This window comes from Frigoribacterium sp. AC394, assembly GCF_979258095.1.
The window spans coordinates 1328322-1341051 of the sequence record NZ_OZ409834.1 but is presented as its reverse complement, the minus strand read 5'-3'; the positions used below and the strand labels follow the sequence as shown (position 1 = coordinate 1341051).

At 71.6% G+C, this 12730-nt stretch carries 15 protein-coding genes; 9 read left to right on the top strand and 6 right to left on the bottom strand.

Translation table 11 applies throughout. The annotated features are described in order from the left end of the window. Positions 1-74: 74 nt before the first annotated feature. A complete protein-coding gene (locus ACZZY9_RS06195) occupies positions 75-713 on the bottom strand; it encodes an isochorismatase family protein (protein ID WP_463463405.1) in 639 nt (212 codons plus the stop codon). Positions 714-843: 130 nt separating this feature from the next. Here ACZZY9_RS06195 and ACZZY9_RS06190 point away from each other — a divergent pair, with 130 nt between their 5' ends. Further along, complete coding sequence (locus tag ACZZY9_RS06190) at positions 844-1791, top strand: GlxA family transcriptional regulator (protein WP_463463404.1); 948 nt, start codon at positions 844-846, stop codon at positions 1789-1791. A 9-nt stretch (positions 1792-1800) separates the two neighbouring features. Here ACZZY9_RS06190 and ACZZY9_RS06185 read toward each other — a convergent pair whose 3' ends face one another. Continuing rightward, positions 1801-2661: a Fic family protein gene (locus ACZZY9_RS06185; RefSeq protein ID WP_463463403.1), complete on the bottom strand. Its 861-nt coding sequence runs from the start codon at positions 2659-2661 to the stop codon at positions 1801-1803. After that, positions 2658-3407, bottom strand: coding sequence for a helix-turn-helix domain-containing protein (locus ACZZY9_RS06180; RefSeq protein WP_463463402.1), 750 nt, complete (start codon positions 3405-3407; stop codon positions 2658-2660). Before ACZZY9_RS06180 ends, ACZZY9_RS06185 begins: the two co-directional genes overlap by 4 nt. Positions 3408-3625: 218 nt before the next feature. On the opposite strand from ACZZY9_RS06180, the gene ACZZY9_RS06175 reads away from it, so the two are divergent. Further along, positions 3626-4129: a hypothetical protein gene (locus tag ACZZY9_RS06175; protein WP_463463401.1), complete on the top strand. Its 504-nt coding sequence runs from the start codon at positions 3626-3628 to the stop codon at positions 4127-4129. Here the strand turns inward: ACZZY9_RS06175 and ACZZY9_RS06170 are convergent. Together ACZZY9_RS06170 and ACZZY9_RS06165 are read right to left on the bottom strand one after the other, a co-directional pair. Next, a complete protein-coding gene (locus ACZZY9_RS06170) occupies positions 4123-4371 on the bottom strand; it encodes an NAD(P)-dependent oxidoreductase (protein ID WP_463463400.1) in 249 nt (82 codons plus the stop codon). The two genes, ACZZY9_RS06175 and ACZZY9_RS06170, sit on opposite strands and share 7 nt — an antisense overlap. Then, complete coding sequence (locus ACZZY9_RS06165) at positions 4368-4772, bottom strand: NAD(P)-dependent oxidoreductase (RefSeq protein ID WP_463463399.1); 405 nt, start codon at positions 4770-4772, stop codon at positions 4368-4370. Before ACZZY9_RS06165 ends, ACZZY9_RS06170 begins: the two co-directional genes overlap by 4 nt. A gap of 90 nt (positions 4773-4862) precedes the next feature. On the opposite strand from ACZZY9_RS06165, the gene ACZZY9_RS06160 reads away from it, so the two are divergent. The 6 genes from ACZZY9_RS06160 (at position 4863) to ACZZY9_RS06135 (ending at position 10560) form a co-directional block, all read left to right on the top strand. After that, positions 4863-5240 (top strand): winged helix-turn-helix transcriptional regulator, encoded by a 378-nt coding sequence (locus tag ACZZY9_RS06160; protein ID WP_463463398.1) that lies wholly within the window; start codon positions 4863-4865, stop codon positions 5238-5240. 301 nt (positions 5241-5541) lie between these two features. After that, positions 5542-6108 carry an alternate-type signal peptide domain-containing protein gene (locus ACZZY9_RS06155; protein WP_463463397.1) on the top strand — a complete coding sequence of 189 codons (567 nt, stop codon included), beginning with the start codon at positions 5542-5544 and terminating at the stop codon, positions 6106-6108. Further along, complete coding sequence (locus ACZZY9_RS06150) at positions 6108-6671, top strand: hypothetical protein (protein ID WP_192060661.1); 564 nt, start codon at positions 6108-6110, stop codon at positions 6669-6671. The genes ACZZY9_RS06155 and ACZZY9_RS06150 overlap by 1 nt, the downstream gene beginning before the upstream one ends. A gap of 2 nt (positions 6672-6673) precedes the next feature. Next, positions 6674-7972: an RICIN domain-containing protein gene (locus tag ACZZY9_RS06145; protein WP_463463396.1), complete on the top strand. Its 1299-nt coding sequence runs from the start codon at positions 6674-6676 to the stop codon at positions 7970-7972. Beyond that, positions 7969-8610 carry a signal peptidase I gene (locus ACZZY9_RS06140; RefSeq protein WP_463463395.1) on the top strand — a complete coding sequence of 214 codons (642 nt, stop codon included), beginning with the start codon at positions 7969-7971 and terminating at the stop codon, positions 8608-8610. Before ACZZY9_RS06145 ends, ACZZY9_RS06140 begins: the two co-directional genes overlap by 4 nt. Positions 8611-8658: 48 nt before the next feature. Further along, on the top strand, positions 8659-10560 hold the full coding sequence (locus tag ACZZY9_RS06135) for an ABC transporter ATP-binding protein (RefSeq protein ID WP_192060658.1): 1902 nt from the start codon (positions 8659-8661) through the stop codon (positions 10558-10560). A 61-nt stretch (positions 10561-10621) separates the two neighbouring features. Here the strand turns inward: ACZZY9_RS06135 and ACZZY9_RS06130 are convergent, their stop codons facing one another. Further along, complete coding sequence (locus tag ACZZY9_RS06130; RefSeq protein WP_243215041.1) at positions 10622-12136, bottom strand: SulP family inorganic anion transporter; 1515 nt, start codon at positions 12134-12136, stop codon at positions 10622-10624. A gap of 203 nt (positions 12137-12339) precedes the next feature. On the opposite strand from ACZZY9_RS06130, the gene ACZZY9_RS06125 reads away from it, so the two are divergent. Continuing rightward, entirely contained in the window at positions 12340-12723 is a 384-nt protein-coding gene (locus tag ACZZY9_RS06125; RefSeq protein ID WP_463463394.1) for a MerR family transcriptional regulator, read from the top strand. The last annotated feature ends 7 nt before the right edge of the window (positions 12724-12730 follow it).

The window sequence follows — 12730 nt, the reverse complement described above, 5'->3', positions numbered from 1 at the left end:
CCGGAACCCCCGTCCGTCGGGCCGGGCGAGCGGAGACGGGCCGGCGCGGGCGGGCCGTGCCTCCTCCTCTTCGGTCAGCCGCGCGGGAAGCGCGCGGCGCCCGCCGTCGCCGATTCGGGCAGGTTGCTCGCGGCGAGCGGCTGGCCCGCCGACACCGCGGTCGTCCACCCCGCCGTCGTGGCGACTGCCGCGAAGTTCGAATCGAGGAGGGCCATGAGGGTGCGGTGCACGGTCTCGGCGTCGACGTGGCCCGCGTCGTTCCCGAGGCTGATGGCGCCCGTCGCGTCGGACAGCACCTCGGCGGTGATGCCGACCGCCTCGGCCCCGGCGGCCGAGGCGAGGATGCAGTTGTTCGTCATGTACCCGACCAGGGTGACGGTGTCGAGCGAGTTCTCGTGCAGCCAGTCGAGCAGGTCGGTGTCGGCGAAGACCGAGCTGTACCGCTTGGTGATCGACTTCCAGTCGGAGCGGCGACGCCTCTCGATCTCGGGGTGCAGGGCGAACGCCTCGGTGCTCGGATCGAACACGGGGGAGCCCTCGCCCGACGTGTGCTGGAACACCACGACGGGGATGCCCGCGGCCGAGGCGCCGTCGATGGCCTCGGCGACACGGGCCAGCGAGTCGTCGACGGAGGGGTACTGGATCTCGAGCGGGCCGGCGAAGTACTCCTGCTGGACGTCGACGACGATGAGGGCGCGGTTCGGTGTGGGCATGGGGGCTCCTTGTTTCGAGGGCGTCGGCGCGGGGTGCGATCCACCGACGATCCTCCTCGCGACGGGTGCCGTGCACGAGTGGCCCGTGTGCGTCGATACGATGGATTCAGGCCATCGAGGAGGTCCGCCCGTGAAGATCGCCGTCCACGCCTTCGAGGGCGTCTCCATGTTCCATCTGTCGGTGCCTCAGATCGTCTTCGACGAGGTCGCCCGCCAGGGGCTCGGGCCATGGCGGACGACGCTGTTCTCCGAGCGGGCCGGCTCGATCACGACCGCCGAGGGCTACTCGCTGGGCGGCGTCGCCGGTCTCGACACCGTGGCCGACGCCGATCTGGTCGTCGTCCCGTCGTGGGTCGACGACGGCCGCGAGCCCGGTCCCGCGTTGCGCCGGGTCGTGCTCGCGGCGCACGACCGGGGTTCGACGATCGTCGGTCTCTGCCTCGGCGCCCTCGCCGTGGCGGACCTCGGCCTGCTCGAGGGTCGCAGCGCGGTCACCCACTGGCACGCCGTCGAGGGGCTGGCGCGGAGGCACCCGGGGATCACCGTCGAGCCGGGCGTCCTCTATCTCGACCACGGCGACGTGCTGACCTCGGCGGGCACCGCCTCCGGCATCGACGCGTGCCTGCACGTCGTGCGGACCCGCCTCGGGGCGGAGGCCGCGAACAGGGTGGCCCGCAGCCTGGTCGTCGCACCGCATCGCGAAGGCGGTCAGGCGCAGTACATCGAGCGACCCGTCGCGCAGCATGCGGCGACGGACCCGATCGCGGTCGCGACCGCCTGGGCCCTCGAGCATCTCGGCGACGAGCTCGGCGTCGACCGTCTGGCGTCGGAGGCGCGGCTGAGCCGCCGGACGTTCGTGAGGGCGTTCCGGGCGTCGACCGGCACGACACCGGCCGCCTGGGTGCGATCGCGACGCCTCGACGAGGCGCGACGCCTGCTCGAGACGACCGACCTCCCGATCGACCAGGTCGCCTCGTCGTGCGGGTTCGGCAACCCCGTCACGCTGCGGCAGAACTTCGCGAGCGCCTTCGGCAGCACGCCGTCGAGCTACCGACGCCGGTTCGACGCCCGGGCGTGACGGGGCGGGTCAGGTTCGCGAGGCGCAGCTCGCGATGAACGCCATCAGCGGGGTGGCGTCGTCGTCGGTGAACAGGATGTCGAGCGCCTTGTTGAACTCGAACTTGCGGGCCACCGGGAGGCTGACCGCCTCGTAGCCCTCGGACATGAGCAGCCCGGTCATCATCAGGCGGGCCGTCCGCTTGTTCCCGTCGAAGTAGAACTGCGATCTGGTCGCCGAGACGAAGTAGCCGAGGGCTCGTTCTCGGGGGTCGTCGAGAGCCTCGAGGAAGTCCGCCGACGCGGCGAAACGCCCGGCGAGTTCGCTCTGGGGCACACCGACGACCAGTCCGCCGGAGGCGAGTCGGGCCGTGCCCCCGCCTCCGACGTCCCCCTCGCCACGGAAGCCGCCCGATTCGATCGCCTCGTGGACGGCGACCCGGCGATGGAGATCGTCGGAGACGCTCTTCGACAGGCTGAACGAGCCGGACGCGACGATCTCGTCGAGGTGGGTGTAGCCGTCGACCAGGGCCAGCACCTGCTTCTCGTCGTCGAGAGGCCGGCCGCCGACCGTCACGCCGTCGAGCAGCGTCCGCACCTCGGGGAGGGTGAAGGTGTTGCCCTCGAGCGCCGCGGCGTTCCAGACGAGATCGGGCAGCGACGCCCTGAATCGGTGGCGCGCCCGCTCGATCGACGAGCTCTCGATGCGGTCGAGGGGCACGCGGGTGATGTCCCAGCGGACGGCCGTGGCGGCGAAGGTCTCGTCGGGGGTCGTCGACCGGAGGCCCCTGCGTGGTGCGCCGGCTCGCGCGTCGGTCGTATCGGCCGGGGGGCGCCCGGGCCGTGTGCGGTACCCGTCGGCCCCGAGTCCCCGTGGCTGCTCGTCGGTCATCGTTCTCGCCGGAGGTACGACAGAGCGGCCGAGCGAGATGCCTCGCCGAGCCCGACGGCGTCGATGTACGCCTGGATCGGCGCGACCAGTCGCACGGAGTCGATCTCGAGCGCACCGGCGAACACCGACGGGTGGGCCGGAGTCAGGATGAGGTCCGACAGCCCCGCGAGACCGGGTCGGAAGGAGTCGGCGAGCAGTTGCGCGACGCGTCGCGGCTCGGGTGTCCAGAGGATGGTCGGCGCCTCGACGTCGATCTCCATCGCATCGAGCGCCGCCCAGCCCGAGAGCGCCCAGTCGTCGCCGGAGGCGGACCCGGCCGAGACGAGGCGATCCACGTAGCGAGCGTCGCCTCGCAGATGGATCGAGCCCTCCCGCTGGGCGGGCGCCGACGCACGGCCGGCCTCGTCGATGAGCGCGACCTGCACGTCGGCCTCCGAGCCCGCGGCGACATAGCGCTGCAGTCGTTCGCGCCACGCGGTCGCGGAATCCGACCACTCGGCGACGTCGGGATCACCCAGGGCGGCTCTCGCTGCGACTGCGGCGAGGGGATCGCTGATGGGGATCAGCGCGGCGTCGATGTCGAATCCGCAGGCGAGGGCCAGTTCGCGCAGGTCGTCGATGCGAGGGGGGCGCCCGCCGAGCACCCTGTAGAGCGTCGGGCGGCTGAGCCCTGTTCTGGCCGCGAGCTCTGTGGCACCGAGCAGGGTGGCCTGACGGGCGCGCGTCGGCAGTTGCTGGAGATCCATCACACGATCGTATCGATTCTGAGACGAATCGTCATCGAGTCTCAGAACTGAGACGGTGATGATCTGGACCGATTCGAGCGCTTGCGACGCTCTCGCCCTCGATAGGGGGTCTAATGGGGGTGCGGCCCGAAGCGCACCGACAGCGTCACGATTCGGGCTCGTCGTCAGAATCAGGCCGTCTCACCGTCGATCGGCGTCCATGACAGGAGCCTCCCGACATGACCACCCCGACCAGAAGGTCCGTCCACGCCCGCGCGGCGCGGCCGACGCCCACGTCGTGGACGGTCGTCGTGACCGGATCCGGCCCCGAGGGCGGCGATCGCACCACCGGCACGTTCACCGCCCACGGCTCGGCGGTCGACGTCGACACCCTGGTCGACGAGGCCCGCGAGCTGGCCGCCCTCTGGATGGCCGTCCGCCCGGAGGACATCGACGTGCGACTCGTGATCGACCTCCCCGACGACGCACGACGTCGCTGGGTGGCCGCGACCCGACCCGACCTCCCGGACGAGGAGGCACGGGTCGAGCAGCGACGCATCGCACGCGAGCTGGGCGCGGCCGGGTACACCGCCTCCGCCCTCGCCGTGGCCTTCGACGTGTCGAGGTCGCGGGCCGCCCGTCTCCTGCGGGTCGATGCCATCGCGCTCGCACGCGACGTGACGGAAGCGGCGACCCGCGCGCTCGACGACCGCGTGGCCGACCTGCGGGGCGACGCTCAGTAGGCGACGCTGAAGTGCGCGCGGCGGTGCTTCGGGGTGTCGATCTCGTCGACGATCGCGAGGGCGAAGTCCTGTCCGCTCACGGCCGAGACGCCCTCCGCGTCGGTGAAGGCCAGGTCGCCGCCCGTGCGGTACTCGCCGCGCGCCTCGCCGGGGGCGTACGCGCCGAACAGCTGGGCGGGCGAGACGAAGAACCAGTCGAGGCTGTCGTCCGTGCCGCCGAGCAGCTCGAGCACCTCGTTCATCTGCTTGGCCTCGCTCGCGAACTCGGGGGCAGCTGGTCGGTGTCGGCCTGACGCGGGCCGCCCTCCTCGAGACGGAGCGAGCTGTAGCCGCCGACGACGCCGAAGCGGACGCCGTGCTCGGCCGCGAGGGCGGCGAGGGCCAGATCGGCCTCGACGATCCTCCCGTCGAGCTCGCCGCGGGGTGAGAGCGACGAGACCACGACGTCGCTGCCGGTGACGGCACGGAGGCGGGCCTCGGCGTCGAGCATCGAACCGGTCTCGTAGCGGACGCCGTCGACCCGCGCCTCCTCGGCGGGGACGGAACGGCTGAACGAGACGACCTCGTGACCGCGCGATGCGGCCTCGCGGACGATCGCGCTGCCGGCGTAGCCGGTTCCTCCGACGACGGTGATGGTGCTCATGGCGTGCTCCTTCGTGTGCTGGGGCTTCCCCGCTGCGGGGTCGCACGGCTACGGTAGATCCATTAGTCACTCTTGGGAAGTAGGCACTTCTTGGTAACCGACCCCGCTCTCGCGCTCGACCCCTATGCCGACGGCTGCCCCACGAGGCGGGTGCTCGATCGCATCGGCGACCGGTGGACGGTGCTGATCGTCGGCACCCTCGAGTCGGGCCCGCATCGCTTCACCGAGATCCGCAGGAGCGTGTCGGGCATCTCGCAGAAGATGCTGACGCAGACGCTGCGCGGTCTCGAGCGCGACGGGCTGGTGACCCGCACGGTGTTCGCCGAGGTGCCGCCCCGCGTCGAGTACGAGCTCACGACGGCCGGTCGCACCCTCTGCGCGCCGCTCAAGGCCCTCGAAGAATGGTCGATCGAGCACTTCGGCGACGTGAGACAGGCCTGGGGCGAATACGACGAGCGGATCGCCTAGGAGGCGCGGGTCGGGTCCCGATCGGCACCCGCCCGCCGGCGTGACCCTGGCAATCGGCCTGCGCTTCCGATGCATCCGCATCGATCGCACCGATCCGTGAGATGGTTGAGATAAGCAGACATCCCGGTGGATCCACCGGTCCTGCATGCAGATACCGTCCCCTGCCTGTGCCGCCTCCCGCGGCATCTCAAGTGCCTCCTCCCGACGGTCGCCCTCTCCCTGAACCGAGTGGAGCCGACCACGGTCGCCAGGAGCCGGGACACCAGCCGACGGCACCCGTGCCGCCCGGAAGGACCGCACCATGAAGACCATCGTCAAGGGCACCATCGCCACCGCCACCGGCGTCACCCTCCTCCTGGGAGGCGCGGGCACGTTCGCGCTCTGGAACACCAGCGCCGAGACGGCCGGCGGCACGATCGTCTCCGGTGGCCTCGAGGTCGAACCCAGCGCCGAGGCCGCCACCTGGACGGTCAACGGAGGCGCACCGCAGTCGACCATCGCCGGCTACCCGATCGTGCCCGGCGACGTCGTCGTCTACTCGCGCGACATGACCGTCACCGCGCACGGAGACGGTCTGAACGCGGCGTTCAGCCTCGACCCCGCCTCGATCGAGCCCAGCTCGACGTCGTCGTCCGATGTGGCGCTCGCCGACTACCTCTCGTCGACGGCCCAGCTGACCGCCACCGGCGACGGCATCACGACGACCCCCGACGCCGTGACCGTGACCGGGCGCGACGGCCTCGAGGAGGACGTCACCGTGGCGGTCACCATCGAGTTCCCGAAGAGCACCACCGTCGGCTTCGAGAACGACACGCAGCTCGGCTCGGTGGACCTCGGGGCCGTCGCCGTGACCCTGACCCAGATCTAGTGGGCGCCCGCGGCACGTGGCTCGTCGTGGGGGTCGTCGCGACCGTCGTGGCGGCCGTCGTGTCGCTCGGCGAGGTGGGCGGCTCGTCGGCCCGTCTCAGCGACTCGGCCAGCACCTCCGACGGTCCTGTCGTCGTGACGTCGGGGTCGGCGTCGCTGACCCTCGACGCGCTCGCCCTGCCCGCGGACCCGCTCTACCCCGGGCTCACCCTGCGCGGCCCCGTCACGGCGACGAACACCGGCACCGTCGGGCTCTCGCTCGGGGTGGCCGCGGCGACCGTGACGAGCGTCCACGCCGACACGGCGCCCGTGCCCGCCCTCCTGCTCGGTTTGGGCACGGCCACCTCGGCGACCGACTGCCGCGCGGGCCGCGCGGCCTCCGTCTGGTCGGGCACCGCGACCGATCGACCTGCCGCCGCGTCGGCGCCGACCAGCGTCGTCCTCGCCGCGGGGGAGTCCCGCACGCTCTGCGTCTCCGTCGCGATGGGCGACGACGGTCGGAGCACCTCGCAGGGACTCGGCGACCTCGCCCTCGCCCTGCGTCTCACCGGAACGCAGGTCTGACCGTGCCCACGAACACCCGATCGCATCGCGGGTCGCGCCGGCCACCGAGCCCGCGCCGCTCGGTGCGTCGCGCCCCGGTGTGGGGCGCCGCCCTCGTCGTCGCCGTGCTCACGGCGCTGATCGCCGTGCCCGCGGAGGCGACCTGGACGGCACCCGTGCAGACCGCCTCGGCGACCACCTCGACCGGTCGGCTGGCCGTCGCGCTGACCGGTGTCGAGAGCCTGGCCACGACGTACTCGTCGTCCGCCCTCTCGCATCTGGCGACCGTCACGGTCGCCAACACCGGCACCGTGCCCGCCCCGTGGAGTCTGGCCATCACCCCCGCGGGCGGCTCGACCCTCGCCACCGCGACCCGCGTCTCACTCTGGCCGCTGACCTCGGGTCGCTGCGGCAGCCGACCCGCCGATGCCTCGTCGGGAACGTGGGCGACGGTCGGCGCACCCTCCGGGACCCTGCCGGTCGGCGCCTCCTCGTCCTGGTGCGTCCAGACGTCGATCACCCAGGCCGACCGGTTCGACTCGGTGGGCCAGACGGCGAGGCTCACCGCCGCGCTCACCGCGCGCCTCGGTTCATGGACCAGCGCCGGCTCGGCGACGTCGACGCAGACCGTCGCCGACACCCTCACGCCCGGGGCGCCGACCAAGACCTCCGAGACGGACAGCAGCATCTCGCTGACCTGGGCCGCCTCGTCGGACTCGGCCGCGGTGTCCCGCTACGGCGTCTACCGCGACGGGGTGCTCGTCGGCACCGTGCCGGCGTCGACGCGCAGCTACACCGACACCGGGCTGGGGGCCTTCCGGTACTACGCGTACGCCATCCGCGCGCTCGACGCGTCGAACCCGGCCCGCACCTCCCCGGCGTCACCGGCCATCCGGCACGCGACCGCGTACTTCACCAACAGCGATCGGTACGTCGTCCGCGACGTCGCCACGAACCGGTGCGCGACGGTCGGCGGCTCGACGAGCGGATCACCGCTCTGGTCGAGCGGCTGCCGGGGCACCACGACGCAGCTGTGGCAGTTCGTCGCCGAGGGGCAGTACCTGAAGATCACCTCGCCCGCGGTCTCGGGTCTGTACTGGGACAGCGCCAGCGATCGCCAGTCCGTGCTGCGCTCGGACAACGCGATCAGCGCTCAGCGCTGGACCGCCGTGCCGGTCGGCACCGGGACGGGCATGTTCCAGTTCCGAGACAGGAACTCGCTGTGCCTGACCAGCACCGGGTCGGGCGTGACGACGCAGATGCAGGTGTCGGCGTGCACGTCGTCGGAGACCCAGCTGTTCACCCTCGGGGCGTCGTCGTGACGCACGCGGCGCCGCCGTCGGGGTCGCGGGCGGGGTCGCGGTCGGGCCCCCGCTCGCGGAAGGGCTCGGGCTCGGGCTCGCACGCGCGGGGCGGGTCGGATCGGCAGGGCCGGGGCCTCGGCTCGATGCTCGCGCAGGCCGTCGCGGTGGTCGTGCTGATCGGCGTCGTGGCCGTCGGGCTGCTCGCCGTGGTCGTGCCGCGGGTGGTGGGCGGCGTGCCGCTGACCATCCTGACCGGCTCGATGGAGCCCGGTCTGCCGCCCGGGACGCTCGTGGTGGTGCGCCCGGTCGATCCGGCCGATATCCGGGTCGGCGACGTCGTGACCTATCAGATCCGCCCCGGGGTGCCCGGCGTCATCTCGCATCGTGTGGTGGGGGTGACCGTCGGGGAGGCGGGCCGCACGTTCACGCTGAAGGGCGACGCCAACGCCGAGCCCGACCGCGACGCCGTCGTCGAGGGGCAGGTCATGGGCGAGGTCTGGTACTCGGTGCCGTGGCTGGGGCGGCTGAACACGGGTGTCTCGGCGGGGGCGCGTGCGTGGCTCGTGCCGGCCGTCGGAGTCGGGCTGCTCGGGTACACGGCGTTCCTCACCGGGCGCGGCGTCGTCCGCCGTCGCCGCGCGGATCGGCAGGGCTGACCGCTCTATCCTGACGAGAGGGGATCGGCTGCGACGAGAGGAACCGCGATGAGCATGGAAGGCGCGGCCTGGAGCTCGCTCTACAAGATCTCGAGCGCGAGAGACGGCCAGCACGGCATCTCCCGCGAGGCCGTGCGGCGCATCATGAAGTTCGCGGTGCCCTACCGGTCCAGGCTGGTGGTGTTCATCGCCCTGTCGATCGTCGGGGCCTTCCTCGCGGTCGCGACGCCGGTGCTGGCCGGCCGGGTGGTCGACGTCATCGTCGCGCGGGGCGAGGTGGCCACGATCGTGCGGCTCGCCGTCCTCATCGCCGCGGTCGCCGTGGCCGACGCCGCCGTGTCGCTCGTGACGCGCTGGTTCTCGGCGCGGATCGGCGAGGGCGTGATCCTCGACCTCCGCACCGCCGTGTTCGACCACGTGCAGAAGATGCCGATCGCGTTCTTCACGCGCACCCGGACGGGCGCCCTCGTGAGCCGTCTGAACAACGACGTCATCGGCGCCCAGCAGGCCTTTAGCGGCACGCTGTCGGGCGTGGTCACGAACATCGTGGCCCTCGTCCTCACCCTGATCGTCATGCTCAGCACGTCCTGGCTCGTCACGGTCCTCGCCGTGATCATGCTTCCCATCTTCCTGGTGCCCGCGCGGCGCATGGGCAGCCGTCTCGCCGCGCTCCGTCGCGAGGCCGCCGACCACAACTCCGCGATGAGCACCCAGATGACCGAGCGCTTCTCGGCACCCGGCGCCACCCTCGTCAAGCTGTTCGGCCGCCCCGACGAGGAGGCCGAGGAGTTCCGCGTCCGGGCCGCCCGGGTCCGCGACATCGGCGTCCGCAGTGCGCTGCTGCAGTTCGTCTTCGTCACCGCGCTGACGCTCGTCTCCGCGCTCGCCTTGGCGCTCGTCTACGGGCTCGGCGGGTTCCTCGCCCTGGCCGGTCAGCTGGACACCGGCGAGGTGGTCACCCTGGCGCTCCTCCTCACCCGCCTCTACGTGCCGCTGACCGGTCTCGCGAACGCCCGGGTGGAGATCATGAGCGCCGTGGTCAGCTTCGAGCGCGTCTTCGAGGTGCTCGACCTCGAACCGCTCATCACCGAGAAGCCCGACGCCGTCGTCGTGCCCGAGGGCCCGGTGGCCGTCGAGTTCGATGACGTCCGCTTCGCCTACCCGTCCGCCGACAAGGTGTCCCTCGCCTCCCTCGAGGAGGTGTCCACACTGGACACCCGCGGTGGCGACGAGGTGCTGCACGGTGTGTCGTTCCGCATCGAGCCGGGGCAGACCGTCGCACTCGTCGGCACGTCCGGTGCCGGCAAGTCGACCATCGCGCAGCTGCTCTCGCGCCTGTACGACGTCGACGGCGGCGCCGTCCGCCTCGCGGGGACGGATGTCCGCGACGTGACCTCCGCCTCCCTGCGGCGCACCCTGGGCATGGTGACCCAGGACGGCCATCTGTTCCACGAGACGATCCTCTCCAACCTGCGGTTCGCGAGGCCCGAGGCGTCCGACGACGAGGTGTGGGACGCCATCCGCCGTGCGCGGCTCGAGCCGCTCATCCGCTCGCTGCCCGACCAGCTCGACACGATGGTGGGGGAGCGCGGCTACCGGCTCTCGGGAGGCGAGCGTCAGCGGATGACCATCGCGCGCCTCCTGATCGCCCAGCCGCGCGTCGTCATCCTCGACGAGGCGACGGCGGCCCTGGACTCCACGTCCGAGGCGGCCGTGCAGGCGGCGCTGAGCGAGGCGCTCGAGGGTCGGACGGCGATGGTGATCGCGCACCGCCTCTCCACCATCCGCAGCGCGGACATGATCCTGGTGGTGGAGGACGGCTCCATCGTGGAGCGCGGCACGCACGACGAGCTGATCGCCGCGGCGGGCCGCTACGAAGAGCTGCACCGGACCCAGTTCGCCGTGCAGAAGGACGTCGCGGCCGACGAGGAGGCGCGGGGCGGGTCGTAGCCCCCGAAGCGTCGAGCCCTGCGCCGACGTCTCGCCGCTCGCGGGCGCGCAGGCGGACGGGTCAGTGGCCGGCGCCCAGCCTGCCGGCGAGCCGGTCGTGCATCCGGCTGGAGGCCTCGTTCATCCCCTCGAGGACGACGTGCTTGCCGCGCCGCTCGTATCTCGTCGTGACCGCGTCGAGGGCGGCGACGGTGGAGGCGTCCCAGACGTGCGCCTGCGTGAGGTCGATGACGATGCGCTCGGGGTCGTCGCGGTACCGGAACAGGGTGGTGAGATCGTTGCTGGAGGCGAAGAACAGCGCCCCGGTGACGGTGTAGTGCGCTGCGGTGCCGTCATCGGCGAGTGTGCGCTCCACGGTGGCGAGGCGGGCGACGCCGCGCGCGAAGACGACCATGGCGGTGATGACGCCGACGACGACGCCGATCGCGAGGTTGTGGGTGACGACGACGACCGCGACGGTGGCGACCATGACGATGGTCTCGCCGATCGGCATCCGCCTCAGGGTCGAGGGGCGGATGCTGTGCCAGTCGAAGGTCGCGACGGCGACCATGATCATGACGGCGACGAGGGCCGCCATCGGGATGATCGCGACGACGTCGCCGAGCGCGACGACGAGGATCAGCAGGAACACGCCGGCGAGGAACGTCGAGATGCGGGTGCGGGCGCCGGAGGCCTTCACGTTGATCATCGTCTGGCCGATCATGGCGCAGCCGCCCATCCCGCCGAAGAGGCCGGAGAGGATGTTCGCCGCGCCCTGACCGAGCGACTCGCGTGTCTTCTGCGAGGGGGTGTCGGTGATGTCGTCGACGAGCTTCGCGGTCATCAGCGACTCGAGGAGTCCGACGAGCGCCATCGCGAACGCGTAGGGGGCGATGATGCTCAGGGTGTCCCAGGTGAGGGGGACGCCGGGGATGAGGAGCTCGGGCAGGCTGCGGGGCAGCTCGCCTTCGTCGCCGACGGTGGGCACGTCGATCGCGGTCACGACGACGGCGACGGTGATCAGCACGATCGCGACGAGCGGAGCGGGGACGACCCGCGTCAGGCGCGGCATGAGGATCATGACGACGATGCCGACCGCCACGAGCGGGTAGACCAGCCACGGCACGCCGATCAGGTTCGGCAGCTGAGCGGTGAAGATGAGGATCGCCAGGGCGTTGACGAAGCCGACCATGACGCTGCGGGGGATGAAGCGCATGAGTCTGGCGACACCGAGGACGCCGAGCACGATCTGGATGATCCCGGCGAGGATGACCGTCGCGATGAAGTAGTCCAGTCCGTGGTCGCGGGCGACGGGTGCGATGACGAGCGCGATGGCGCCCGTGGCCGCGGTGATCATCGCGGGGCGCCCGCCGAGGAACGCGATCGAGACGGCCATGACGAAGGAGGAGAAGAGACCGACCCGGGGGTCGACGCCGGCGATGATCGAGAACGAGATCGCCTCGGGGATGAGGGCCAGCGCGACGACGAGACCGGCGAGGACCTCCCGGCTGAGGATCTTCGGGGTGCGGAGCGCGGTCAGCACCGAGTGCTCGGCGCGGTCCCGGCTCGTGGTGGACGGGGTGGTCGCTGTGGTCATGAGGACTCCTGGGGGAGAGGGGCTCGCATCGTGTGAGCCGGGTGGGTGTCGACGGAGGGGTCGGCGCGCGTCGGCGCCACGCCATCTGCTCGACCGCATCTGAAGGCGGGAGAATGGCGGGAGGAAGTTCTGGTGCTCGGCTCATCAGCCGACGAATTGAACTCTACCCTAACGTAAGGGTCGAGTTAGGAGGTCGGTCACACATGGCGACATCGAACGGCATGATGCACATCGGTGAGCTCGCCGAGCGTTCCGAGATGTCGCTGCGCAGCCTGCGGCACTACGACGAGATCGGCCTGCTGTCGGCCTCCGGTCGGACCGAGGGCGGTTTCCGGCTCTACACCGAGACGGACTACGAGCGGCTCATCCTCATCCGTCGCATGAAGCCCCTCGGATTCAGTCTCGACGAGATGGCGGACCTGCTCCGCATCATCGATGCTCCCGAGAACGGCTCGGACGAGAACCGTCGGGCGGAGCTGCGTGCGGAGCTGAGCGGCTTCGTCGAGCAGACGATCACGCGGCGGGAGAAGCTGCGCCGGCAGCTCGAGATGGCCGACGAGTTCCTCGAGCTCCTCCGCACCCGCTGACCGGCCG

What these genes read in the sequence shown, in the direction of transcription:
- ACZZY9_RS06195 (WP_463463405.1), bottom strand. Translation starts at nt 713, where the DNA reads ATGCCCACACCGAACCGCGCCCTCATCGTCGTCGACGTCCAGCAGGAG.
- ACZZY9_RS06185 (WP_463463403.1), bottom strand. Translation starts at nt 2,661, where the DNA reads ATGACCGACGAGCAGCCACGGGGACTCGGGGCCGACGGGTACCGCACA.
- ACZZY9_RS06180 (WP_463463402.1), bottom strand. Translation starts at nt 3,407, where the DNA reads ATGGATCTCCAGCAACTGCCGACGCGCGCCCGTCAGGCCACCCTGCTC.
- ACZZY9_RS06175 (WP_463463401.1), top strand. Translation starts at nt 3,626, where the DNA reads ATGACCACCCCGACCAGAAGGTCCGTCCACGCCCGCGCGGCGCGGCCG.
- ACZZY9_RS06170 (WP_463463400.1), bottom strand. Translation starts at nt 4,371, where the DNA reads ATGAACGAGGTGCTCGAGCTGCTCGGCGGCACGGACGACAGCCTCGAC.
- ACZZY9_RS06165 (WP_463463399.1), bottom strand. Translation starts at nt 4,772, where the DNA reads ATGAGCACCATCACCGTCGTCGGAGGAACCGGCTACGCCGGCAGCGCG.
- ACZZY9_RS06155 (WP_463463397.1), top strand. Translation starts at nt 5,542, where the DNA reads ATGAAGACCATCGTCAAGGGCACCATCGCCACCGCCACCGGCGTCACC.
- ACZZY9_RS06135 (WP_192060658.1), top strand. Translation starts at nt 8,659, where the DNA reads ATGAGCATGGAAGGCGCGGCCTGGAGCTCGCTCTACAAGATCTCGAGC.
- ACZZY9_RS06130 (WP_243215041.1), bottom strand. Translation starts at nt 12,136, where the DNA reads ATGACCACAGCGACCACCCCGTCCACCACGAGCCGGGACCGCGCCGAG.
- ACZZY9_RS06125 (WP_463463394.1), top strand. Translation starts at nt 12,340, where the DNA reads ATGGCGACATCGAACGGCATGATGCACATCGGTGAGCTCGCCGAGCGT.